This window comes from Haloferax profundi, assembly GCF_001469865.1.
In the GTDB taxonomy this organism is placed as follows: Archaea; Halobacteriota; Halobacteria; order Halobacteriales; family Haloferacaceae; genus Haloferax; species Haloferax profundi.
On record NZ_LOPV01000045.1, the window covers coordinates 1 to 20,962 of the forward strand.

Sequence of the window (20,962 nt, forward strand, 5' to 3'; positions counted from 1 at the left end):
AACCGGTGAGCACCCCGAGAAACGTCCGTCGGTCCATGTGTGACGTGGGTCCGTGTGCTGGGAAACTCCCGCGGAGTCGTGCGTCGGTGTCGCACGCGGTGTGTAGGTACCGTCTCGTTCGCACTACGCCGTCTTCGACTGCGGCGGCGGGAGCAACACGTCGGTGTCGGGATAGTTCTCCCGCCACTCTGCCCAGGTCGCCACAGAGGACGGCAGGATGCGCATTCGTTCACCCGACATCGGTCCGCAGATGCCGCGCGCGAGTATCTGACTCCAGTAACTCCCCGTCGCTTCGTCGAGGAGGACCAGATTCGCCGCGGTGCGCAACTCGGTTTCCCCTGTCAGCACGGACGCACCGAAGACGCGCCCCTCCTCCGCGCTGGCGTAGCTATACGGCGGTGGTGCCTGCCACAGTTGCCCGGAGACACGGAATGTCGTCTCCTCCCCACCGACGCGGCGTTCTGCGACCATTCCCGTCTCGCACATCGCACAGTAGGTCACGAGCACCGGGTCGCCGCCGAGGGTGTCGTTGACGATTTCGTGCCACCAGAGGATAGAAAGTGGGTACGCACGGGCCGCGCCGTCGTATTCGACACCGACGACGTAGGTGTCCGCGGAGAGGCCCCGACCCGTTTCGTCGGCAAAGCGGTACTCCTCGGGGACGGTCACGTCCTCCCAGTCGGGGCCGACTGCGGGTTCGACTACCGCGTGGATGCCGTCGCTCAGGTACGGTGGGTTACTGCAGACTGTCGCCGGGAATCCCTCTTGGACGATTGGGTCGGGGTTCCCCGGCGCGGGAAAGCCCGCAACTGGTGGCCGAGCGTTCCCTTCGGTACACCCTGCAAAACTGAGTGTTGCTCCTGTGAGGAGGCCGAGGTACGCCCGACGGTCCATGTTGTAGTGTTGGTCGCTTGATGAGATAATGTCGATGGAACAGTCTCGTGGGCGTACCAGTTGGTCATCGCGAAACCAAACGCACTGCTCTCGGGTCAGTACGTGGTGGTTCGGATGGAATGTCTCATCACGAGAGCGACGTGAGGCAGACTCGGTTTACGACTCCTCTTTGTGAGTATCTGTTTCTGTCCGCTCTCCCACAGAGTCGTCTGTCGTCTCGACGCGATCGAGTTCCGTGTCGAACGCTTCACGGTCTTCTCCGAACTGGACTGCGAGAATGGTTCGAAGAACGACGACGAGGTTGTTCTTCGCCCCGCGACCCCAGATTGCGACTTCTGTGGTCTCTCCGTCACTCGCCGGTCGTTCGACGCTTACGAGGGTAATCTCGTCGTTGACGAGCAAAATCCGAGAGACGTGTGACCCAGACCACGTCCAGAGCGTTTCGACGACGGTCGAATCCGAGGGAATCGAATCGATGTCCTCTGTTTCGCTGTCGACGGCGGTCACGTAGACGTCTTTGTCTTTTTCTTCGGCTCTCACGAGTGCGTCGGTGATTTCGTCGGTCAGCAACGCCTCGTCGCTCATCAGTATTATCTCACCGTCTGCACCGTCGATGAACTCGACGACTCGACGGGTGATGTTCTCCGAGCCGGCGACCGTCCAGACCCCAATCTGTTCTGTCTCCCGCCCCGTGGGGCTCAGTTGGTCTAGTACGTCGGAGAGTTCTTCGGTCAGGTCTTCGTACCTCACGACGAACTTCCGGACAGTCGTCTCGTGAGAGACGGGAATGAACTCTTTCGGTGTTCCGTACCGAATATCGACGAGTCCCATCTCGTGGAGTGATTCGACTGCGTCGTACACCCGCGACCGGGGGACTTCGACCACGTCACTCACCTCCCGTGCGCTCCCCCTGCCCAGTCGGAGCAGTCCGACGAACGTACGTGCCTCGTAATCGGTCAACGAGAGTTCAGTCAAGAGTTCGACTGTTCGGTCCTCCGTCCGTTCCCGATCAAAAGACACCATACTAACTGTACGGTGGTTTAGATATTCAATGTGTTCGCACTCTCGACCGCGACCTGTGAATCGATTGGCGCCAAATAACGGGGAAACCCTGTGTTTCGAGAACGAGAGTTCCTGTTGTTTCAACCGAAGTCCTCACAACCGCTTTTCTGAATGTAGTTCGTTGATTTGTCTATGAGTACGAAGAGACCAACGAAACGACGCCACGGCTCTCCTGACGAGATATTCGACCTTCTCGGCAAGAAACGCCGCCGCGACCTCCTCACCGTACTCTGTTCCCTCTCAGGCTCTGTCACGCTCTTCTCCTTGGCAGATAATCTCTCGCAGGACGACACGAATCACGAGGGCACCATCGACGAAGAGGTACTGGTGATGCTGCACCACGTCGATCTCCCGAAACTCGACGACGCTGGTCTCATCACCTACAACCCTTCCCAACAAGTCGTGACGCTCGACTCCGTCGGCGCTGACCTCGGCGCGGCTATCGAACAGGTCGAATCGGCGCTCGACCCGATGCGTGATGCCCTGTAGAGTTGGACGAATGAGACGCGTTTCGCGTGGTCTTTTCTCCGTTCGGTTTTGTGCCTCTTGTCTAACATTCGCTGTTCGCCGAGTCCATCGGTTCTCGTGACGATTTTGATTCGACAGGCGTGGTAGCCCACAGAAGACGAGACCCAGGTGCTCTTAGAGCGCTGGTGTGTGCTGGACGCAGAATTCACTCATAACTGCACAGTACCGACTCGTCGCTTTCGTAAGATGGTGGCTCAGCTAAAATCCATCATCACAAGGGGCTGAGTGGGGGTAACTTTCTTCATCGCCACCGAGTGGACCTCTGATTTCGAGCGTGATGAATCCATCTCATTTGTGGCCTCGGTGGGTGTCGTGTGTGACTGCCGATAGCCAACTCACCGCGTCGACGACACTCACCAAACTCGCACGGTCACGCCGCGTGTTCGAGGGCCTCGTGAATCGTCGCGTCGAGTTCCCGAAGACGCTCGCGAATTGGCTCGGCTAACTCCGCTGGCGGGTCGGCGAGAGCAGGTTCTCCCTCCGGGTCGGGAGTCCCGACGATGACGCTTCCAATCATCCCCTCGTACTCGTGCGGGAGACAGAAGTAGTGATAGACGCCGGGCGTCTCGAACGTCTTCTCGAACGTCCCACCACCCTCGGTGATAATCTCACTATTCCACGATGCTGTCCCATCGGGGATGAGTTGTGGTCTGTAGTTCTCCGGGGAGTACGACGTCGTCGAGTGGAACCCACGCTCGTTCGTCCACGTGACTGTCCCACCGACGTCGACCCAGCAGATGTGTGGTTCGTAGTGGTTGCCGGTCTGCGTGGTGACCATGCTGACGTCGGCACTGTCGAGCGGCCCAGTGAGTTGTTCGTCGTGTTCGTGACTGTCTTCGACGTGTTCCGCAGACTCTTCGTCGTGGTGGTCCTCGCTGTGATACTCGTCGTCGGCATCGTGGTGGTCGTCGGCATCGTGGTGGTCGTCGAGTTCAGCACCAGCGCCGCCCGTCTCCGTCGTCGTTGTCTCGCCCTCGCTCCCCTGCCCATCTGTCGTTGGTGGTGCTGTCGTGCACCCCGCAAGTCCCATGACCGTCGTCGTCCCTGCGAGAAGAAGGAATCGGCGGCGGTGAAGTTCGATATCGGACATCTCGTTCACCTCTGCTGAGAAGTACGTGACGAGCGGATAAAACGGGATATAGTTCGTACGGCGGAGCATATCCTCGGGTCGGTGGGTAGGATTAACAGCCCGCTCCACCGCCGTACATGCCACCCCCGCTACCGTACATCCCGCCGGGACTTCGGCCGGTGACACCGTGTCCTCTCGCTCCGTCTTCAGCCATGAACTGGCCCATCTCTTCGACGGTCACGCCCATGTGCGACTCCATCCATTCGACTGCACCGGGCCCCATGTGCTGGGTCATGTGAGTCTCCATCCACGCGGTCCACTCGTCGGCAGTCCCGCCGTACGGTGGCGTCTCGTCTGTCACGCTGTCGGTTCCGTGCGCGCTGACGACGGACGCGCTGAACGCGAGTCCGACGACTGCGAGCACCACGAGCACCAATCGTCCGGTGGTGATTTGGGTCATTGTCGTTCGCCTCGGTTTCTCGTAGGGTCGCCCGGTGGTTATCCACGTGGGTGTGAACAGAGACAGGAGAACGTTCGAGAACGTTTATCGGCTGCTCTCGTCGTTTCTCAGCCACAGGACCGTTCGTGCCGGGCGAATTCGGGACGTGCGCGTTCGGCCTCTCGACCGCGGACGCTGCTCAGGGCGGAAAGCGGGTGAATAACGGAGAACTGTGGCGAGGGGGCGCTTACTGCACCTGATTTTGTGACAGGTCGTCGCCGGGGTAGATGCGGTACGTCCGTCCCTGTCGCTCGCGGTAGAGCAGTCCGCGCTGTTCGAGTTCGCTCACGGTCTGACTCACTTTGCTCTTCGAGAAGTTCGACCGGTCGCGGAGTTCTATCTGCGTGATTCCCGGTGACGTGAGAATCGGTTCGAGAACGCGGCGTTCGTCCTCGGGCAGTACGTCGAGCAGACGGGGACGAGGACGCTCGTTCTCATCGAGTGTCGCCTCGTTCTCGTCGGTTGTCTCTGCTCCCTCGTCTTTCGACTCCGCAGGCGCGTCGTCTTCGTGTCTACGCTGTTCAGTCTCACCGCCTTTCGAGGTGAGTTCGCGGCGGAACGCGAAGTACACGCCACCAATCACGGCCGCGAGGAGGACGGTCCCGAACACGTACCAAAGCGGGTTCGTGCCGTGGACCGCCGACATCGACGTTCCCATCATCGAACCCATCGTCTGGTCGAGCGCGCGATTCTGCTGATAGGTCTGCCACGCGAGAGCGCCGCCGAAGACGAAGACGGCGGCGACGACGAGGCTAACCGCCACATCAGCACGCCGTCTGTTCATGCCACCACCTCGGACGGACGTCCCATGTCGTCATACGTTCGAGTTGGTCGGGCAAGAGGGTACCAGTTTTGTTCGTTCTCACGGCGTAGGTTCGACCACTCGATACTGGGCGATGTCACTCGACTGTTCCACTGTCGTCCCACGCGGCGAGTGCGGCGTGTTCAGACGCAATCGTGGACACGTCGTCAGCATCGAGGACGCCATCTTCGGTGACGATACCAGTGACGAGGTCGGCAGGCACGACTTCGAACACCGGGTTCTCGGTCACGACCGACGCCTCGCCGTCGTACAACGACTCACCGTCTTCGCCGACGAACTCGTCGTCTCCGCGTATCTTGTCCCGGGCGCAGACTGCGAACACGGGCACGTCAGCGCGGCCAGCAGCGAGTGCGAGAGGGAAACTGCCGACTTTGTTGACGACTGCCCCGGAGGAGAGGACGGAATCAGCACCGACGAGGACCACGTCGACGTCGTCTGCTGCGACGAGACTGGGAAGTGCGGCGTCGGTGGTCAGCGTCGTTTCGATGCCTTCGGTTGCGAGTGTCTCGGCAACCGAGATGCCCTCTGCACCCGGCCGCGACTCGCTGACGACGACGGACGGGTGTGCATCGGCGAAGGTCGCGACCACAGTTCCAGAGCGTGAGAGCGTGGCGACGCGGTCGTACTCGCGTGTTCTGAGGAGGCTTGCCATCGCTGCTGCTGCCTCCTCGTCGGCGACGACGGCCTCGTCGATTGTTTCCTCGGCGCGACGACGGAGCGTCTCGATATCTCCGTCCGCCTCGGCCATCACTCGGTTGACCCGGTTGACGACGGCACTCATACTGGGTCGTGCGTCGCGGAGCTGTCGGCCGAAGGAGACGAGCACCTCCCACGAGTCCGCGTCGGCGGCGCAATCGCGGAGGACTTCGAGTGCGCGAAGTGATATCCACGCCGACCCGTGCGTCTCGTCCTCGCGAACGGTCTCCAGCGTCGGAGCGACTCGGTGGTACGTCGCCCACAACTCGGGGACCGTCTCCCGTTCGGGGATGATGGTTGGGTGGACCCACTCTACCGCCGCGAGTTCCTCGTTCGGGTCTATCGAGCGGTCGCTCACGTCGAACATGAACGGGTGGACGGTCCACTCGCGGTCACCGTCGGTGATGGTCATCGGATGGCCCGCGCAGGCGAGTGTCGCGTCGGTGACGCCGACTTCCTCCCGGAGTTCCCGACGGGCGTCGTCCAACGCGTCGTGAGGGTCGCCCTCGACGTAGCCCGAGACACCGGCCCACCGCCCTGCGTACGTCCCGACTTCGTCGCTCCGGCGGGTCAGGAGGATGCGCCCGCCGTGTCGGAGAAACGCGGTGACGACGTGTGTCATATCGTGAACTACGTGTGCGACAGACAAAATGACTATCCAGATTGGGACTGATGGTGAGACATGCGACTCGCCATAATGAGCGATACGCACGTCCCCGGCCGTGCTGCGGTACTCCCAGACTGGGTCGAAGACCAGATTCGTGCGGCTGACCTCGTGATACACGCGGGAGACTACGACTCTCCGGAGACCCTCCAACACCTCCGCGACATCTCGAACGAGTTCGTCGGTGTCTCTGGGAACGTCGACCCCCCCGAGGTCGACCTCCCGTTCGTCGAAATTGTCGAAGCAGACGGTCTCACGTTCGTCGTCACCCACGGCACGGGGACGAGAACTGGGTACTGTTCGCGCGTCGCCGACGTTGTCAAAGACGCCGCAGGGACCGATGCAGTCGGTGTCGCCGGCCACATCCACGAAGTCGTCGACGAAGTGACAGACGACGGCGTCCGTATCTTGAACCCCGGAACGGCCGCGCCGGCCAGTCCCGACGACGAGGCGACGATGATGGTCGGAACGGTCAACGACGGCGACCTCTCGGTCGAAGTCCTCCACGGCGACTGACAGACCGTCCATCTCGTTCCACACGTCGGCGCTCGCCACCCACTATCCCTCCACGACCCTGCCCTCCGGCAGACTCGCCAGCCACCACAGCGACAAATGCACCGCCTCCGATACCGGCCCGGTTCGCCAACACCCAGTCGTTTTTCACTGCCGTCCTCTTCCGGACTCGTATGGAGCTGTTTCCCGTCCCAGACGTCCCCGAGATACGCGAGGGCGACGACCTCGCGGCGGTCATCTCGGAACGTGTCGACCTTCGCCCGGACGACGTGGTCTGCGTCGCGTCCACCGTCGTCTCGAAGGCCGAAGGGCGGTTCGCCGACCTCGACGACTTCCCGGCCGGTCCGCGGGCCCGCGAACTCGCCGCGCGCCTCTCGGACGTGACTGGCGACGAGAAAGACCCGCGATTCGCGCAGGCGGTCCTCGAAGAGAGCGTGGACCTCGTGATGGACGAACCGTTCCTCCTCACGGAGACGCGGTTCGGCCACGTCGGCGTCAACGCCGGTATCGACCGGTCGAACGTCCCCGACCACGACCTGCTGTTGCTCCCGAAGCGACCCAGTGAGTCCGCCGAGCGCATCCGTGCAGGGATCGACGCAGACCGCGTCGTCGTCACCGACACCTGCGGACGACCGTTCAGACACGGCCAACGCGGCGTCGCCATCGGGTGGGCGGGCATGGCCCCGTCACGCGATTGGCGTGGCGAGTCAGACCGCGACGGGCGCGAACTCGGCGTCACCGTCGAGAGCGTCGTGGACGAACTCGCCGCCGCCGCCAACCTCGTGCAGGGCGAAGGCGCAGACGGGACGCCCGTCGTCGTCGTCCGCGGCTTCGAGTGGGGCGACCACGGCGAGAGCGACGCCCACTTCCGCGACGTCGACGGCGACTTCGTTCGACAGGCGCTCCGCGGATGGACGTACGAACCCTGACCTGACGTACACAGACTCACTTTCTCTCACACTACACCAATGCTCGGACTCGAACTCACCCCGGAACATCCGGTCGATAGACTCGTCGAACTGGGCACGCAGGCCGAACGCGAGGGCTACGACTCGCTGTTCGTCTCGTGTCACTACAACAACCGTGACCCCTTCGCGGTCCTCGCGCGACTCGCAGCAGAGACAGAGGACATCCGTCTCGGCCCCGGCGTCGCCAACCCCTACGAGATGCACCCGGTCACGCTCGCCAGCAAGGTTGCCACCGTCGCCGAATCGTCCGGTGGCCGCGGCCTCCTCGGCATCGGTCCCGGCGACCCCTCGACGCTTCGCAACCTCGGCCTCGACGACCAGCGCGGCCTGCGCTCCGTCTTGGAGGCGTTCAAAGTCGCACAGGACCTCTGGGCCGGCAAGCGCGTCACGCACGACGGAACCTTCCAAGCGACCGACGCCGGCCTCAACTTCGACGTTCCCGGCGGGGTGCCTGTCTACGTCGGCGGCGAGGGACCGCACATGTGCCGGATGGCAGGCAAACACGCCGACGGCTTGCTGTTCAACGGGTCGCACCCCGACGACCTGGCGTGGGCCCGCGAGCAGGTCGATATCGGCCGCGAGGACCGCCCCGACGAACGGGGAGACTTCACGCTCGCCGCCTACGCGAGCGTCTCTCTCTCAGAAGACGCCGACGCGGCACGTGAGGCGGCACGCCCGCCAGTCGCGTTCATCACTGCCGGCGCGGCCCCGCCGGTCCTCGACCGACACGGTATCGATGCGGAACTCGCCAGCGACATCGGCGAGAAGATATCGGCAGGCGACTTCTCCGAGGCGTTCGGCCTCGTCACGCCGGAGATGATAGACGCCTTCTCGATGGCCGGAACCCCGGACGACGTGACCGACCGGATGGCCGCGGTGCTCGACCACGCAGATGGAGTCGTGGTCGGGTCACCAATCGGCCCCGACCTGGAAGAAGCGATTACTCTCGCCGCGCAGGCTCACCGCGAGAGCCAGGCGTGACGCCGATACCGAGTTCTGCGGCGAGTGCGCCGAGGACGACGTAGGCGAACGCGCCGACGGCCCCGAGGATGAACAGGTTGCCGACGAGGATGATGATGGGTGAAAGCGGGTCGCTCAGCGCCACGTCGGCGAAGTTCACGACCAGTTCGACGACGCTCTGTAAGAGCGCGATGACGAAGTCCGTGAGTGTAGGCATACGCGAACTTCGGAATCCGGGGGTATTGATTGTGTGGGTTTCGCACGCCTCGGTGTCGGCACCGATAAGGGCCGGCCCTGCGGAGAGAGGACTATGCCGAACCGCTCGCTCGACGACTTCGCCACGGGAGTCGAACGCGAAGACGTGGACGCGGAAACGGACTCGGAGTCGGAGCAGACGCCGGAGTCGGAACAGACGCCCACTGCCGACGACGACCCGTCAGCCGACGTGGATACGCTCGCAACCTATCGGTGGACGCCGACGGGGACGACCTGTCCGCAGTGCGGTGTGTCGGTCGAAAAGACGTGGCTCGACGACGGCGAGTACGTCTGCGCCGACTGCAAGAACTGGTGAGAGACACGTGCCCCGATTGCCTTCTACGAGCGACGCCGCCCACTTCGCCGGCCGAACCCGCGGACGAACGTCGATTCGTCGATAGACAACACCGTCGGCCGGCCGTGCGGGCACGTGTACGGTGTCTCGCACGACCCGAGTCGTTCGACCAGTCGACTTGCGTCCTCGTCTGAGAGGTCGTCGCCCGCCTTTATCGACGGGTGACACGCGAGGTCTTTGAGCAACGTGTCTCGCGGGTCGGGCGTGTCACCGGCGGCGACATCTGCAACCACGTCGGCGAGCGCACTGGGGGCGAATGGCCGTCCAAGCGGGGCAGGGACGGCTTCGACCCGGTACGTGTCGCCACCGAACTCGGCGACTCGGAACCCGAGTGCGTCCACAAGGTCGCGGTTCGCCTCCAAGAGTGCCGCGTCGGTTGACGTGAGTGAGACGCTCTCCGGCGGGTCGATCGGGACGGACTCGATTCCCGCGGATTCGACAGCGTCGCGGAGTCGTTCGTAGTTCACTCGCTCGTGAGCGGCGTGTTGGTCGAGTACGAGCAACTCGTCGCCCGCCTCACAGAGCAGGTACAACCCACGGAACCGACCGATGACGCGGACGTCGTCGAACACCGACGACGCCGTCACGGGTTCGAGCGACGTGTCGAGGTCCATCGCCAACTCGCCGCTTCGCCGGAGGTCCGCCGTCGAAAGCGCGTCGCGGACGCTCGACTCGACTACCTCGGTGACGGCGTCAGTGTCTCTGAACTCGATTTCTGCTTTCGCCGGGTGGACGTTGTGGTCCACCCACGCGGGCGGCACCGAGACGCGGACGACGGCCACGGGTTCTCTGCCGTCGGGCAAGAGCGACCCGTAGCCATCGACCACCGCGCGTCTGATTTTCGAGTCGGCGACTGTGCGCCCATTCACCGAGACGTGGACGTGGTCACGCCGGGAGCGAGTCACGTCGGGATGACAGAGGATGCCGTCTACGTCGACGGTTCCTGTCTCGTCGGCGAGTGCGACGGTCTGCGTCGCCTCGAACGTCGATGCGTGACTCGCGGCGTCGCGTCCGTAGACTGCGAGCATCGCGTCGCTGAACCGCCCCGTGCCGGGCGTCGTGAGTGTCTCGTGGTCGTCGTGGCGGAGGACGAACCGCACGTCGGGTCGGGTGAGTGCGTACCGCGACACGACCGACGAGATGCGTGCGAACTCGGCTTTCGGTGAGGCGAGCGACTTCTTTCGTGCGGGCCGGTCGGCGAAGAGGCCGGTAACGTCGACAGTCGTCCCGCGACCCCTGCCCGCTGGGTGGATGGACTTCTCGCCGTCGTCGACGACGACGCGCGTTCCACGTGTCGTCCCGGCGTTCGTGGTCACTTCGAGTCGAGCGACGGTGGCGATACTCGGCAGGGCCTCGCCGCGGAACCCGAGTGTCTCGACGGTTTCGATGTCGTCTGCGTCCCAGAGTTTGCTCGTGGTGTGGTGTTCGACGGCGAGGGCGGCGTTCTCCTCGGACATCCCGTGGCCGTCGTCGACGACGCGGATTCGTTCGGTTCCGTCGCCGTCGACCCCGATTTCGATGGTCTCTGCGTCCGCGTCGAGCGCGTTCTCCACGAGTTCGACGACGACGCTGGCCGGGCGCGTGACGACTTCGCCGGCGGCGATTTTCGAGCGCGTCTCCGGGTCGAGGCGGTGAATCATTCGAGTCTCCGCTTGAGGTCCGACAGGAGGTTTAGCGCCTCCAGTGGCGTCGTATCCACGAGGTCCGCCTCGCGGAGTTCGTCGGCAACGTCGCGGGCGACGGCGTCGGCAGTCGGGTCGGTTTCGTGGTGGTCGTCACCGTCTGCTGTTCGGTGGCCGTTCTCCAGTCCGTCGACGTAGGCAGCGAGCGTTCCGTCTTGTGGAGATTCAGGTCCGTCTCGTGGCGGTTGGGTGTCGTCGTCGGTGTGTCGGGTGTTGCCGTCGGCGGGTCGGGTATCGTCGGCGGGTCGGGTGTGGGCCGAGCGTTGTCCCGGTTTGGTATTTGAACCTTCGTCTCCGTCGGTCTCGGTTCCAGTCGCTTCTGCGCCCGCGTCGCCCGCTTCTACGAGGTTCCGAGCGCGTTCGACCACCGTCGCCGGAACCCCCGCGAGGTGTGCGACTTCGACGCCGTAGGAAGACGACGACGGCCCTTCGGCGACGCTGTGGAGGAACGTGACTTCGCCGTCGGTCTGCGTGGCGGAGAAGTGCAGGTTGAAGACGCCCTCGCATTCGTCCGCCGTGTCGGTCAGGTCGTGATAGTGGGTGGCGAAGAGGGTCATCGCGCCGACTTCGTCGTGGACGAACTCGGTCGCCGCACGGGCGATAGCGAGGCCATCGGCCGTCGAGGTACCGCGGCCAACTTCGTCTAAGAGGACCAGTGAGTCGTCGGTGGCGTTGTGGAGAATCTCGGTCAACTCGCTCATCTCCCGCATGAACGTCGATTGGCCGCCGGCGATGTCGTCCGAGGCACCGACACGGGTGAACACTCTGTCGACCACCGGCAACCGGGCGGCGTTCGCAGGGACGAAACTCCCCATCTGTGCGAGGATGCAGACGAGGGCAACCTGTCGCATGTACGTCGACTTCCCCGACATGTTCGGGCCGGTGATGAGTGCCACACCGCCCTGCGGGAGCGACGTGGGATTCGGGACGAACTCGTCTTGGGTGCGTTCGACCACGGGGTGTCTGCCGGCGTCGATTTCGATACCTGCACTGGTGCCGTCGTTCGACCCCTCGTCTTCCGTCTCTCCGTCGTGGAAGTCGGGCCGAGCGTAGTCGTTGGCGACGGCGACGTCTGCGAGTGTGCGAAGCACGTCGAGGTCGGCGAGGGCGTCGGCGACGGCCTGAATGCGTGCTGATTCGGTGGCAACGTCCGCACGAACCTCGCAGAAGAGGTCGTATTCGAGACTGTCGGCGCGCTCTGCGGCGCGGAGAATCTCCTCTTCGCGCTCTTTCAGTTCGGGCGTGTAGAAGCGCTCGGAGTTCTTCAGCGTCTGGCGGCGGACGTAGTCGTCGGGCACCCGGTCGAGGTTCGGGTTCGTCACCTCGATGTAGTAGCCGTGGACCTGATTGTAGCCGACTTCGAGCGAGTCGATGCCAGTCCGTTCCTGCTCGTGTGCTTCGAGGTTCGAGACCCACGCTCGGCCGTCCTCCGCGGTGCCGCGCAAGTCGTCCAGTTCGGCGTCGTATCCTTCGGCGATGACCCCACCTTCCGTAATCTCTTGTGGCGGGTCGGCGACGATGGCCCGGTCGATGTGGTCGCGGACGCCTTCGAGTTCGTCGAGCGAGTCGCGGAGGTCAGAGAGGAGGCCCGAATCGACGCCATCGAGCGTCTCGCGAATCTCGGGGACGCGGTCGAGCGTCGTCTTCAGCGAGCGCAGGTCACGGGCGCTGGCACGTTCACGTGAGATGCGAGCTACGAGTCGTTCGAGGTCGTAGACCGACGAGAGGTGGTCGCGGAGGTCCGCCCGCGAGAGGGCGTCGTCGGCGAGAGCACCCACCGCGTCGAGTCGTGCCTCGATAGCGCCTCGTTCGACGAGTGGCCGTCTCAACCACGCTTCGAGGCGGCGACGGCCCAGTGCGCACGCCGTCTCGTCGAGGACCGAAAACAGCGTGCTCCCGGCGCGGGCGCCCCGCGAGTCGAAGAGTTCGAGGCTCCGTATCGCCGTCGCGTCGAGTTGGAGGAACTCGCGCGGGTCGAACCGAGTGACGCGGGTGACGTACTCCAGTTTCGAGTCCCCCTGTGCGTACTCCGCGTACGCGAGTAGCGCTCCGACTGCACGACGTTCGACCGTCGATTCGACGACGGCTTCCGGCCGCGGGGCATACCTTGACAGCGTCTCACGGGCCGTCTCTGGGTCGAATGCGCCCTCCTCGAACGGTGTCTCCATCGGGTCGAACGAGAGGGTCGGGAGGTCACAGTTCGGGCCGACGACGAGTTCTGCGGGCGCGAGTCGCTCCAGTTCTTCGAGTGCGAGCGCTCGGTCTGCCCCCGTCACGAGGCACTCACCGGTGGATACGTCGACGACGGCGAGTCCGTAGTCGTCGCCCTCGCGAGCGACGGCACCGAGGTAAGTCGCCCGTCCCGCTTCGAGGAGTTCTTCGTCGACGACGGTGCCGGGGGTGATGAGTTGCGTGACGGCACGGTCGACCAGTCCCGAGGCCTCTGAGGCGTCTTCGACTTGGTCGGCGAGGGCGACCCGATACCCGGCGTCGAGCAGGCGTTCGAGGTAGCCTGCGGCGTTGTCGATTGGGATGCCGGCCATCGGCCACGTGCCTGTCGAGTCTTCGCGCTTCGTGAGCGTCACCTCGCAGGTTCGCGCCACTGCTTCGGCAGCGCCGCAGAAGGCTTCGTAGAAGTCGCCGACCTGGAACAACACGAGGGCGTCGTCGTGTGCCTCACAGAGGTCGGCGTACTGCGAGAGCATCGGCGTCAGGTCGTCTCGTACCGCCAGCATCTCCGACGGTGCGCCGTAGACCGCCTCGTGCTGGGCGTCCGCGTTCATACCCGGTAGGGGGCGGCCGAGCGACAAAAACGCCCGGGAACGTCTGCGCTGATTCGCCCCGACGAGGGACCCGTCCGCCGCTACTCGTGTGGATGTGGTGTGCACACACCCAGCAACGTTAGGTAGGCTGAGCCTATATTACAGGACAGAGACTCGTTCGGCCACCACACGGTGGTCGACGAGACATTCCGGGATATCAATGACTGATGTACATGCAGACGCCGACGTCGACCGCGCGCACTCGGTCGAAGCGGTATCGGACCTCGCCACACGAATCTCCGAAAACGTCGAACAGGTCATCGTGGGCCACCACGACGCGATAGAAGATATCATCGTGACCCTGTTCGCCCGCGGCCACCTCCTCTTAGAAGACGTTCCGGGTGTCGGAAAGACCATGCTCGCACGGGCGATTGCGACTTCCATCGAGGGGTCGTTCGAACGGATTCAGTTCACGCCCGACCTCCTCCCGTCCGACGTGACCGGGGTGAACGTGTTCAACCAACAAACCTCCGAGTTCGAGTTCCGCAAGGGGCCGGTGTTCGGAAACGTCGTCCTCGGCGACGAAATCAATCGCGCTCCCCCGAAGACACAGGCGGCACTCCTCGAAGTCATGGAAGAACTGCAAGTGACTATCGACGGGGTCACGCGACGAGTTCCCGACCCCTTCACGGTCATCGCGACGCAGAACGACGTCGAACCGGACCGAACCTACGACCTCCCGTTGGCGGAACTCGACCGCTTCATGAAGAAGATTCACCTCGGCTACCCGAACGAAGCCGAGGAGACGGAACTCCTCGGACGTGTCTCTGGTCACCATCCAATCGAGTCACTCGGACCGGTCGCCACGTCCGCGGACGTTCGTGCTGCCCGCGAGACAATCCTCGGAGTGACGGTGAGTGAACCAGTCCGACGGTACGTCTCGCGACTCGCTGCCGACACCCGCGAACGGGCCCACCTCGGGGTGAGTCCGCGTGGATCCATCGCGCTCATCCGGGCCGCACAGGCCCGCGCCGCCCTCGACGCCCGCGACTACGTCGTCCCCGACGACGTGCAACGCGAGGTTCGCAGCGTCTGGGCACACCGTATCCGAACGACGACTGGCGAAGACGGCATCGACGTAGTCGAACGAGCACTCGAGTACGTCCCGGTCGAATGAAACTCACGGCACGAGGGTGGGTCGCCGTCGCTGCCGTCCTCCTCGGCGTCGCCAACGCCGTCGCGTTCGGCCCACGGGCACTCAACGCCGTCGTCGTCCCCGTGGCGGTTGCCCTCGTCGTCGGTGCAGTCCAACTGTGGCGCGTCGACGCCCCACGGGTCACCCGTGACGCGCCGGACGACGGGTTCCCCGGAACGACCGAACCTGTCCGTCTCACAATCGACGGCGAACGAACCTTCCCCGCGACGACGACGGACGCGCTCTCGGACGGACTGGACGGTGATGCGACAGTCGACTCCGTCGTCGGCGACGGTCACATCTCGTACGACGTGACCTATCGTGCCCGCGGACCGGCGACGCTTGGTCCAGCGACAATCGTCGCACACGACTTGCTCGGCCTCTTTTCACGGACGTTCACTGCCGGTGGGACCTCCGAGGTGCTCGTCTTCCCGCGAATCGACTCACTCACCACGACGGCACGCCGCGACCTGTCTGCGCTCACGGACCACCAGAAGGCGATGCATCGTGGCGAGTTCGACCGTCTGCGCGAGTACGCGTCGGGTGACCCCCTCCGCGACATCCACTGGAAGTCGAGCGCGAAGTCGGGTGACCTCGTGGTGAAGACGTACCTCGACCGGGCCAATCCAGACGCTGTGAGTATCTCCGTCGGCGGCGTCGATGGACGCGAGGACGACGTTGCAGAGGCCGCAGCGACCCTCTCGTGTGCGCTCCTCGACGCCGGCGTCCCGGTCAACTTCTCGTCACCAGTCGGTGTCACCGAGGCGGTCCCCGGCGAGCGTCGCCGGGTACTCGCCCACCTCTCGCGCCTCGAATCCGGGTCGGTCCCCGACTCGTCGGCGGAAGTCGTGGTCCGCGGCGACGCCGGAAAGACGTACGTCTCTTTCGCCGGACGCGAGACGACCTACGACCGACTCCGTGCGGACTCGGACGCGGGTGCAGACGTTCGACCGGATGGGTGGCGCACCCGAGACAGCCACGAGACCGAGAGACAGTCGACGGCCGCCGACGTCGTCGGAAGACAGCGAACCGACGGCCAGCGTGGGGTGAGTCGATGAGTACCGAGTCTACGACACGGCAGTCGTCGGCGCCCGAGGCGGCCCGCCACACCGTCGCCGGCGTCGACGCGAACGTACTCGCCTTAGCGTCCACGCTCGTCCTCGTCGGGACGTTCCTCTTCGTCCTGTACGACGTGACGAACGTGGTCGGCCGGCGTGACCAGTTCCTGCTCGTCGCCGGTGGCGCACTCGTCCTCGCGACAGTCGTCGGCGTGATGCTCCGGCCACGAGTCGCACTCCTCCTCACCATCGCCCTCGTCGGCGGTGGGTTCGCTGCGTACTTCCTCTCGCTTCCGACGAGTCAACTCGCGTTGCTCTCGCCGACGCGACTCCTCGCCGATTCGGTCGCCCTCCTCAGCGGACTGTCGGTCCTTCGTCTGCTCTCGGCGGACGTGTGGGCACTCGCGGTGACGCCCGCCCCGACGTTCCTCGCGTGGTATCTCGCCGTCCGGGGGCGTATCGCACCTGCCGTCGCCGTCGCCGGTGGTGGCCTCGGGTTGTTCGTCCTGACGGGCGACGCAAACGGCCCGCTCACACTGGTCGGCGTCGGCGCGGGGATGGCCGCGATTGGCTTCGACAGCATCGGTCGGTACGGCCACGACGGCGGACAACTGGACGTCCTCGTCGTCGTTCTCGCCGCGATGGTCGTCCTCTCGGCGACGGTCACGGTGCTTCCCGGTGCGGGTGGGTCCCCAATCATCCCGAACAGCGGTGTCGCCGAGCAACCGACCGTCGAAGCGAGTCTCGTGAGTGCCAGCGACAGCATCTCTGTCGTCGGGAGTATCAGCCTCTCACCGGAGGTCAGATTCGAAGTCGAGAGCACGTCGCCGTCGTACTGGCAGACGGCGTCGTTCGACCGCTACACTGGAACTGGGTGGGTCAGAACTGGTGATTCTGAACCGTACACCGGTGGCCGACTCGAAGGCCCCGAAGGGCCGTCACGACTCGTCCGCCAGACTGTCTCGCCGGCGACACCGCTGGACGCCATGCCCGGTGCGTGGCGACCCGTCGCCGTCAGCGGAAACATCTCGTCCGAGACGCTCGTCACGCAGCAGGGCAACATTCGCCCCGCGCGGACCATCGGCACCGACGAGAACTTCACCGTGACGAGCGCCGTCCCGCAGTACACGCCGGCGTCGCTCCGACGGACGGGGACCGACTACCCCGACGACATCCGTGAGCGATACCTCGCGCTCCCCGACAGCACCTCCGACCGTGTCCGCGAGCGAGCGGCCGAGATTACGGCAGACGCGGAGACGCCGTACGACAAGGCTGTCGCCGTCGAGGAGTGGCTCGAAGCCAACAAGGAGTACTCACTACAGGTGTCGCGACCAGACGGTGACATCGCCGAGTCGTTCCTGTTCGAGATGGACGCAGGCTACTGTACTTACTACGCGTCGACGATGGTCGTCCTCCTGCGGTCCGAAGGCGTCCCCGCCCGGTTCGTCACCGGGTACACCACGGGTGAACGCGTCGGCGACGACCGATACGTCGTCCGTGGCCTCGACTCACACGCGTGGGTCGAAGTCTACTTCGAGGACACTGGTTGGGTCCGATTCGACCCGACGCCTGCCGGTCCCCGAATCGACGCCGAAACCTCGACGCTCACCGACGCTCGCGATGAAGGCCTGGAAGGCGTCGACACCAACGAGACTGCTGCTGCCGCAGCGGAGACGAACGAATCCGACACCGAGACGCCGACGCCGACCGAGACGGCGAACGAGACGGAGACGGCGAACGGAACGAACGCGACGCCGCAGAGTGGTCTCGCACCCGGCCTCGAAGAGCGAATCGGCGGCACACCCGGCGCAGGTGACGAGTCTGCTGCCGACGAAGGTGACGGACTCCTTCCGGAGTTGCCGTCGCGTGAGACGCTCTTCGTCGGGTTCGCGGCCCTCGTGGGAATCGCCGCGGGTGTTCGTCGGACACGGATACCGACGCAGGTTCGCTGGGCGACTGTCGCGTTGTACCAGCGTCGGACCGACTCACCGACGGACGACGTGTTCCGTGCGTACGACCGCCTCGAACTCGTCCTCGAACGCGACTATCGGCCACGCAGGCCGGGTGAGACGGTGCGCCACTACCTCGCCGCGTTGTCCCGCGTCGGCGTCGACGAACGCACGCGACGGGTCGCAGATATCTACGAACAGGCGCGGTACGGACACGGTGTCACACGGGCCGAGGCGGACGAGGTGATGGCCGTCGCCGACAGGGCCGTCAGGTCGCGTCTGCCGGTCGTCAGACGCTGGGCGGACTGAACCGCGTCACTTTTTCAGGCTGGACCCACAGGAGAGAGCAATGGCGACGAGAGACGCCGTCCCCGCACTCCTGTGCATCCTGTTGTGTGTGCTCGCCGCAGTCCCTCCAGTCGCGGCCACACCCGATGGGTCTGCCGCCGGTCCCGGCATCGACCCACTCGTCCAGCAGGGTGTCGAACCGGATAGTACACGCATCGTCGTCGACGTCGAGTCCGACGGGTCTGCCCGCTGGGAGATTCAGTACTGGACTCGGTTAGACGACCAGAACACCACCGACGCCTTCCAATCACTCCAAGACGACGTCGAGGCCAACCCGGGCGACTACACGTCCGCGTTCGAGTCACGAATCGCCGACACCGTCTCCGCGGCGGAGAACTCGACTGGTCGCGAGATGACGGCGACGAACGTCTCCGTCTCGGCCGAGACCCGCTCACTGCCGGATAGTTACGGTGTCGTCACCTACTCCTTCGAGTGGTCGAACTTCGCCGCCGTCGACGGCGACAGACTCGTCGTCGGCGACGCCATCGAGGGGTTCTTCCTCGATTCGAGTTCGCGACTCATCGTCTCGTGGCCGGACGAGTACGGGTCGGTGACGGTTGCCCCCGAACCGGACGAGGCACGCGAGAACACGGTCATCTGGCGTGGGTCGGACACCGAGTTCGTCTCGGGCGAACCGAGCCTCGTCCTCGAAGTGGGCGCAGGTGCCGGTGGCACTTCGACCGCCACACCGACAGACCAGACGACGGCGAGTCAGGCCGACGACCCGTTCCCCACGACGAGCGCACTCGCGGCACTCGCCGTGGTAGCCCTGTTCGTCGTCGGCGGGGCCTTCTTCCTCCGGTCGCGTGGTGTGCTCGGCGACGACGAAGGACCCGGTGCTGCGACAGCGTCGAGTGTCCCCGACGGGCCGACGATACCGGACGAAAGTGACGAGGAAGTCGCTGCCGCGACGGACGCCCCGGAGACCACCACGGACACAGAGGCGACGACAGACGAGTCGGAGGCAGCACCGGCAGGCGCCGGCGCGACTGACGACGGCGCGGACGACGAGGAAGACGTGCCCCCCGAACTCCTCAGCAACGAAGAACGGGTGCTTCGTCTCATCGAGTCCCGCGGGGGTCGGGTCAAGCAACAGGAAGTCGCCGGCGCACTCGACTGGACCGACGCCAAGACCAGCAAGGTCGTTCGCGGGATGCGCGACGAGGGAACCATCGAGGGGTTCCGCCTCGGCCGTGAGAACGTCCTTCGACTCCCCGAGGACGACGACGAGCCCGAAGGCGTATAAATATCTTACGACCGTTTACGTGGTTCAATGGGGCAATAATCGATGGACTGCGTCGCCTTCGCGGGTATCCACGAACTCCGGTTGAATGGAGTTGATTCGGGCGGACGACCGCCCGTTTATATCCGAATACGAGACGTACGAGAAATTGATGAGCCGACGAACCGCCGTGCTCGCCGTCGCCGCCGCAGTCCTCCTGGCGACGCTTGGTGCACCACTCGCACTTGCCTCTCCAACTGGACCGGTCGCACCGGCGCTCGCCCCCAGCGACGGACCCGCGGCAGCCGACAACAGCACCGCGACGAACCAGCGTACCGCCTCCAACGAGACGCCGCCCGGCCAGAAACTCGCCGGCGTCATCGGGGTACAGGGCTCCGAGACGGACGGCGAACTCGAACGACGGACGTTCGAGAACCGACTCGCCAACGCGAACTCGAACGCCTCGAAGGCGGCAGTCGTCGCCGGACAGGTCGAGACCATCCGTGAGCGCTTGACTGAACTCGAACAACGAAGAGACCGACTCCACGCAGCGCACGAGAACGGCACGCTCTCCGAGAACCAGTACCGTGTCCAGATGACGCGCGTCGTCGCCGACATCGAGCGCACGAAGTCCATGTTGAACCGGACGGCTGACGCCGCGGAGACTGTCCCCGACTCGGACCTCGAAGCCCGCGGTGTCGACGCGGAGCGACTCGACTCGCTTCGTCAATCGGCGTCCGGCCTCGCAGGTCCTGAGGTGGCGGCAATCGCTCGTGACCTCGTCGGCGACAACCCCGGCAAGGGCCTGGAAAAAGCCACAGAAAAGCGAGGCGGAGACGAGGAGAAATCCGAGAACGGCCGCAACGGCAACGGTTCCGACAAGACTGCCGGAGAATCCTCGGGAAACGGCAGTGAGAATCGCGCAGACCGGGCAGACGGGTCATCTGGTCAGCAATCGTCTGCTGACTCGTCGGCAGCAGACGGCGCGAACGACGGCAGTGACGACACCCCACCAGTGACGACGGGCCGGGACGCAGACGACAACCGTCGAGACAGTCTGTTGCTGCAGTAGGGGCGCTCGATTAGCGCGTCCGTGCTACGAACTCCCGATACTGTTTAATATCCCCATCTTGTACGTCCACACTGTAATGTCGGAAGTCTGCTCGACGTGCGGGCTGCCTCAGGAGCTTTGCGTCTGCGAAGACGTCGCAAAAGAGTCTCAGGAGATAGTCATCCGCATCGACGAGCGCCGCTACGGAAAAGAGGTTACAGTCATCGAGGGATTCGACCCGAAGGACGTCGACATGGATAGCCTGTCGTCGGACCTAAAGTCGAAATTCGCCTGTGGTGGGACCGTGGAAGACGATTCCATCGAACTCCAAGGCAACCACCGCGGCCGCGTGGAGGACTTCCTCCGCGAGAAGGGGTTCAACGTCGCGTGACCGCCCTCTGACTTAGCC

The 20,962-nt window shown here is 64.5% G+C and carries 20 protein-coding genes; 11 read left to right on the forward strand and 9 right to left on the reverse strand.

What is annotated here, in order from left to right; translation table 11 throughout:
• Positions 1-123 precede the first annotated feature (123 nt).
• Both AUR66_RS02635 and AUR66_RS02640 read right to left on the reverse strand, forming a co-directional pair.
• Positions 124-894, reverse strand: a complete 771-nt coding sequence (locus AUR66_RS02635) for a DUF3179 domain-containing (seleno)protein (RefSeq protein WP_058570970.1) — start codon at positions 892-894, stop codon at positions 124-126.
• 156 nt (positions 895-1,050) lie between these two features.
• Positions 1,051-1,917, reverse strand: a complete 867-nt coding sequence (locus tag AUR66_RS02640; protein ID WP_058570971.1) for a TrmB family transcriptional regulator — start codon at positions 1,915-1,917, stop codon at positions 1,051-1,053.
• Positions 1,918-2,088: 171 nt separating this feature from the next.
• On the opposite strand from AUR66_RS02640, the gene AUR66_RS02645 reads away from it, so the two are divergent.
• The gene (locus tag AUR66_RS02645; RefSeq protein WP_058570972.1) at positions 2,089-2,445 is read left to right on the forward strand and encodes a DUF7344 domain-containing protein; all 357 of its coding nucleotides are present in this window, start codon (positions 2,089-2,091) and stop codon (positions 2,443-2,445) included.
• A gap of 409 nt (positions 2,446-2,854) precedes the next feature.
• Here the strand turns inward: AUR66_RS02645 and AUR66_RS02650 are convergent, their stop codons facing one another.
• The 4 genes from AUR66_RS02650 to AUR66_RS02665 all read right to left on the reverse strand — a co-directional run bounded on the left by AUR66_RS02650 (position 2,855) and on the right by AUR66_RS02665 (position 6,193).
• Positions 2,855-3,643 (reverse strand): cupredoxin domain-containing protein, encoded by a 789-nt coding sequence (locus AUR66_RS02650; protein ID WP_058570973.1) that lies wholly within the window; start codon positions 3,641-3,643, stop codon positions 2,855-2,857.
• Positions 3,644-3,665: 22 nt separating this feature from the next.
• Positions 3,666-4,013, reverse strand: coding sequence for a hypothetical protein (locus AUR66_RS02655; RefSeq protein WP_058570974.1), 348 nt, complete (start codon positions 4,011-4,013; stop codon positions 3,666-3,668).
• Between the two features lie 226 nt (positions 4,014-4,239).
• Positions 4,240-4,836 (reverse strand): helix-turn-helix transcriptional regulator, encoded by a 597-nt coding sequence (locus AUR66_RS02660; RefSeq protein ID WP_058570975.1) that lies wholly within the window; start codon positions 4,834-4,836, stop codon positions 4,240-4,242.
• 115 nt (positions 4,837-4,951) lie between these two features.
• Positions 4,952-6,193: an NUDIX domain-containing protein gene (locus AUR66_RS02665; RefSeq protein WP_058570976.1), complete on the reverse strand. Its 1,242-nt coding sequence runs from the start codon at positions 6,191-6,193 to the stop codon at positions 4,952-4,954.
• Between the two features lie 60 nt (positions 6,194-6,253).
• Here AUR66_RS02665 and AUR66_RS02670 point away from each other — a divergent pair, with 60 nt between their 5' ends.
• The 3 genes from AUR66_RS02670 (at position 6,254) to AUR66_RS02680 (ending at position 8,697) form a co-directional block, all read left to right on the forward strand.
• On the forward strand, positions 6,254-6,751 hold the full coding sequence (locus AUR66_RS02670) for a metallophosphoesterase family protein (RefSeq protein ID WP_058570977.1): 498 nt from the start codon (positions 6,254-6,256) through the stop codon (positions 6,749-6,751).
• A 170-nt stretch (positions 6,752-6,921) separates the two neighbouring features.
• Entirely contained in the window at positions 6,922-7,677 is a 756-nt protein-coding gene (locus AUR66_RS02675) for a coenzyme F420-0:L-glutamate ligase (protein WP_058570978.1), read from the forward strand.
• Positions 7,678-7,716: 39 nt separating this feature from the next.
• Positions 7,717-8,697: a 5,10-methylenetetrahydromethanopterin reductase gene (locus AUR66_RS02680; protein ID WP_058570979.1), complete on the forward strand. Its 981-nt coding sequence runs from the start codon at positions 7,717-7,719 to the stop codon at positions 8,695-8,697.
• Here AUR66_RS02680 and AUR66_RS02685 read toward each other — a convergent pair.
• The gene (locus tag AUR66_RS02685; RefSeq protein ID WP_058570980.1) at positions 8,657-8,893 is read right to left on the reverse strand and encodes a hypothetical protein; all 237 of its coding nucleotides are present in this window, start codon (positions 8,891-8,893) and stop codon (positions 8,657-8,659) included. The genes AUR66_RS02680 and AUR66_RS02685 overlap by 41 nt on opposite strands.
• Positions 8,894-8,986: 93 nt before the next feature.
• Between AUR66_RS02685 and AUR66_RS02690 the strand changes: the two genes are divergently transcribed.
• Positions 8,987-9,247 carry a DUF7573 domain-containing protein gene (locus AUR66_RS02690; RefSeq protein WP_058570981.1) on the forward strand — a complete coding sequence of 87 codons (261 nt, stop codon included), beginning with the start codon at positions 8,987-8,989 and terminating at the stop codon, positions 9,245-9,247.
• 23 nt (positions 9,248-9,270) lie between these two features.
• Here the strand turns inward: AUR66_RS02690 and mutL are convergent, their stop codons facing one another.
• Together mutL and mutS are read right to left on the reverse strand one after the other, a co-directional pair.
• On the reverse strand, positions 9,271-10,926 hold the full coding sequence (gene mutL / locus AUR66_RS02695; protein ID WP_058570982.1) for a DNA mismatch repair endonuclease MutL: 1,656 nt from the start codon (positions 10,924-10,926) through the stop codon (positions 9,271-9,273).
• Positions 10,923-13,751 (reverse strand): DNA mismatch repair protein MutS, encoded by a 2,829-nt coding sequence (gene mutS, locus AUR66_RS02700; RefSeq protein WP_058570983.1) that lies wholly within the window; start codon positions 13,749-13,751, stop codon positions 10,923-10,925. Before mutS ends, mutL begins: the two co-directional genes overlap by 4 nt.
• A 199-nt stretch (positions 13,752-13,950) precedes the next feature.
• Here mutS and AUR66_RS02705 point away from each other — a divergent pair, with 199 nt between their 5' ends.
• The 6 genes from AUR66_RS02705 to yciH all read left to right on the forward strand — a co-directional run bounded on the left by AUR66_RS02705 (position 13,951) and on the right by yciH (position 20,944).
• Positions 13,951-14,907, forward strand: coding sequence for an AAA family ATPase (locus AUR66_RS02705; protein WP_058570984.1), 957 nt, complete (start codon positions 13,951-13,953; stop codon positions 14,905-14,907).
• Complete coding sequence (locus AUR66_RS02710; RefSeq protein WP_082682103.1) at positions 14,904-15,983, forward strand: DUF58 domain-containing protein; 1,080 nt, start codon at positions 14,904-14,906, stop codon at positions 15,981-15,983. The genes AUR66_RS02705 and AUR66_RS02710 overlap by 4 nt, the downstream gene beginning before the upstream one ends.
• Positions 15,980-18,241 (forward strand): transglutaminase TgpA family protein, encoded by a 2,262-nt coding sequence (locus AUR66_RS02715; RefSeq protein WP_058570985.1) that lies wholly within the window; start codon positions 15,980-15,982, stop codon positions 18,239-18,241. Before AUR66_RS02710 ends, AUR66_RS02715 begins: the two co-directional genes overlap by 4 nt.
• 40 nt (positions 18,242-18,281) lie before the next feature.
• Positions 18,282-19,526: a DUF7345 domain-containing protein gene (locus AUR66_RS02720; protein WP_058570986.1), complete on the forward strand. Its 1,245-nt coding sequence runs from the start codon at positions 18,282-18,284 to the stop codon at positions 19,524-19,526.
• A gap of 148 nt (positions 19,527-19,674) precedes the next feature.
• Positions 19,675-20,574, forward strand: coding sequence for a hypothetical protein (locus tag AUR66_RS21045; protein WP_394326249.1), 900 nt, complete (start codon positions 19,675-19,677; stop codon positions 20,572-20,574).
• 76 nt (positions 20,575-20,650) lie between these two features.
• Positions 20,651-20,944: a stress response translation initiation inhibitor YciH gene (gene yciH, locus AUR66_RS02730; RefSeq protein ID WP_058570988.1), complete on the forward strand. Its 294-nt coding sequence runs from the start codon at positions 20,651-20,653 to the stop codon at positions 20,942-20,944.
• Positions 20,945-20,962 lie beyond the last annotated feature (18 nt).

Excerpts from the sequence above, each read along its gene's own strand:
- AUR66_RS02690 (WP_058570981.1), top strand. The coding sequence starts at position 8,987 with ATGCCGAACCGCTCGCTCGACGACTTCGCCACGGGAGTCGAACGCGAA.
- AUR66_RS02720 (WP_058570986.1), top strand. The coding sequence starts at position 18,282 with ATGGCGACGAGAGACGCCGTCCCCGCACTCCTGTGCATCCTGTTGTGT.
- AUR66_RS02635 (WP_058570970.1), bottom strand. The coding sequence starts at position 894 with ATGGACCGTCGGGCGTACCTCGGCCTCCTCACAGGAGCAACACTCAGT.
- AUR66_RS02640 (WP_058570971.1), bottom strand. The coding sequence starts at position 1,917 with ATGGTGTCTTTTGATCGGGAACGGACGGAGGACCGAACAGTCGAACTC.
- AUR66_RS02715 (WP_058570985.1), top strand. The coding sequence starts at position 15,980 with ATGAGTACCGAGTCTACGACACGGCAGTCGTCGGCGCCCGAGGCGGCC.
- mutS (WP_058570983.1), bottom strand. The coding sequence starts at position 13,751 with ATGAACGCGGACGCCCAGCACGAGGCGGTCTACGGCGCACCGTCGGAG.
- yciH (WP_058570988.1), top strand. The coding sequence starts at position 20,651 with ATGTCGGAAGTCTGCTCGACGTGCGGGCTGCCTCAGGAGCTTTGCGTC.
- AUR66_RS02670 (WP_058570977.1), top strand. The coding sequence starts at position 6,254 with ATGCGACTCGCCATAATGAGCGATACGCACGTCCCCGGCCGTGCTGCG.
- AUR66_RS21045 (WP_394326249.1), top strand. The coding sequence starts at position 19,675 with ATGAGCCGACGAACCGCCGTGCTCGCCGTCGCCGCCGCAGTCCTCCTG.
- AUR66_RS02705 (WP_058570984.1), top strand. The coding sequence starts at position 13,951 with ATGACTGATGTACATGCAGACGCCGACGTCGACCGCGCGCACTCGGTC.
- AUR66_RS02645 (WP_058570972.1), top strand. The coding sequence starts at position 2,089 with ATGAGTACGAAGAGACCAACGAAACGACGCCACGGCTCTCCTGACGAG.
- AUR66_RS02655 (WP_058570974.1), bottom strand. The coding sequence starts at position 4,013 with ATGACCCAAATCACCACCGGACGATTGGTGCTCGTGGTGCTCGCAGTC.
- AUR66_RS02710 (WP_082682103.1), top strand. The coding sequence starts at position 14,904 with ATGAAACTCACGGCACGAGGGTGGGTCGCCGTCGCTGCCGTCCTCCTC.
- AUR66_RS02665 (WP_058570976.1), bottom strand. The coding sequence starts at position 6,193 with ATGACACACGTCGTCACCGCGTTTCTCCGACACGGCGGGCGCATCCTC.
- mutL (WP_058570982.1), bottom strand. The coding sequence starts at position 10,926 with ATGATTCACCGCCTCGACCCGGAGACGCGCTCGAAAATCGCCGCCGGC.
- AUR66_RS02680 (WP_058570979.1), top strand. The coding sequence starts at position 7,717 with ATGCTCGGACTCGAACTCACCCCGGAACATCCGGTCGATAGACTCGTC.
- AUR66_RS02660 (WP_058570975.1), bottom strand. The coding sequence starts at position 4,836 with ATGAACAGACGGCGTGCTGATGTGGCGGTTAGCCTCGTCGTCGCCGCC.
- AUR66_RS02650 (WP_058570973.1), bottom strand. The coding sequence starts at position 3,643 with ATGCTCCGCCGTACGAACTATATCCCGTTTTATCCGCTCGTCACGTAC.
- AUR66_RS02675 (WP_058570978.1), top strand. The coding sequence starts at position 6,922 with ATGGAGCTGTTTCCCGTCCCAGACGTCCCCGAGATACGCGAGGGCGAC.
- AUR66_RS02685 (WP_058570980.1), bottom strand. The coding sequence starts at position 8,893 with ATGCCTACACTCACGGACTTCGTCATCGCGCTCTTACAGAGCGTCGTC.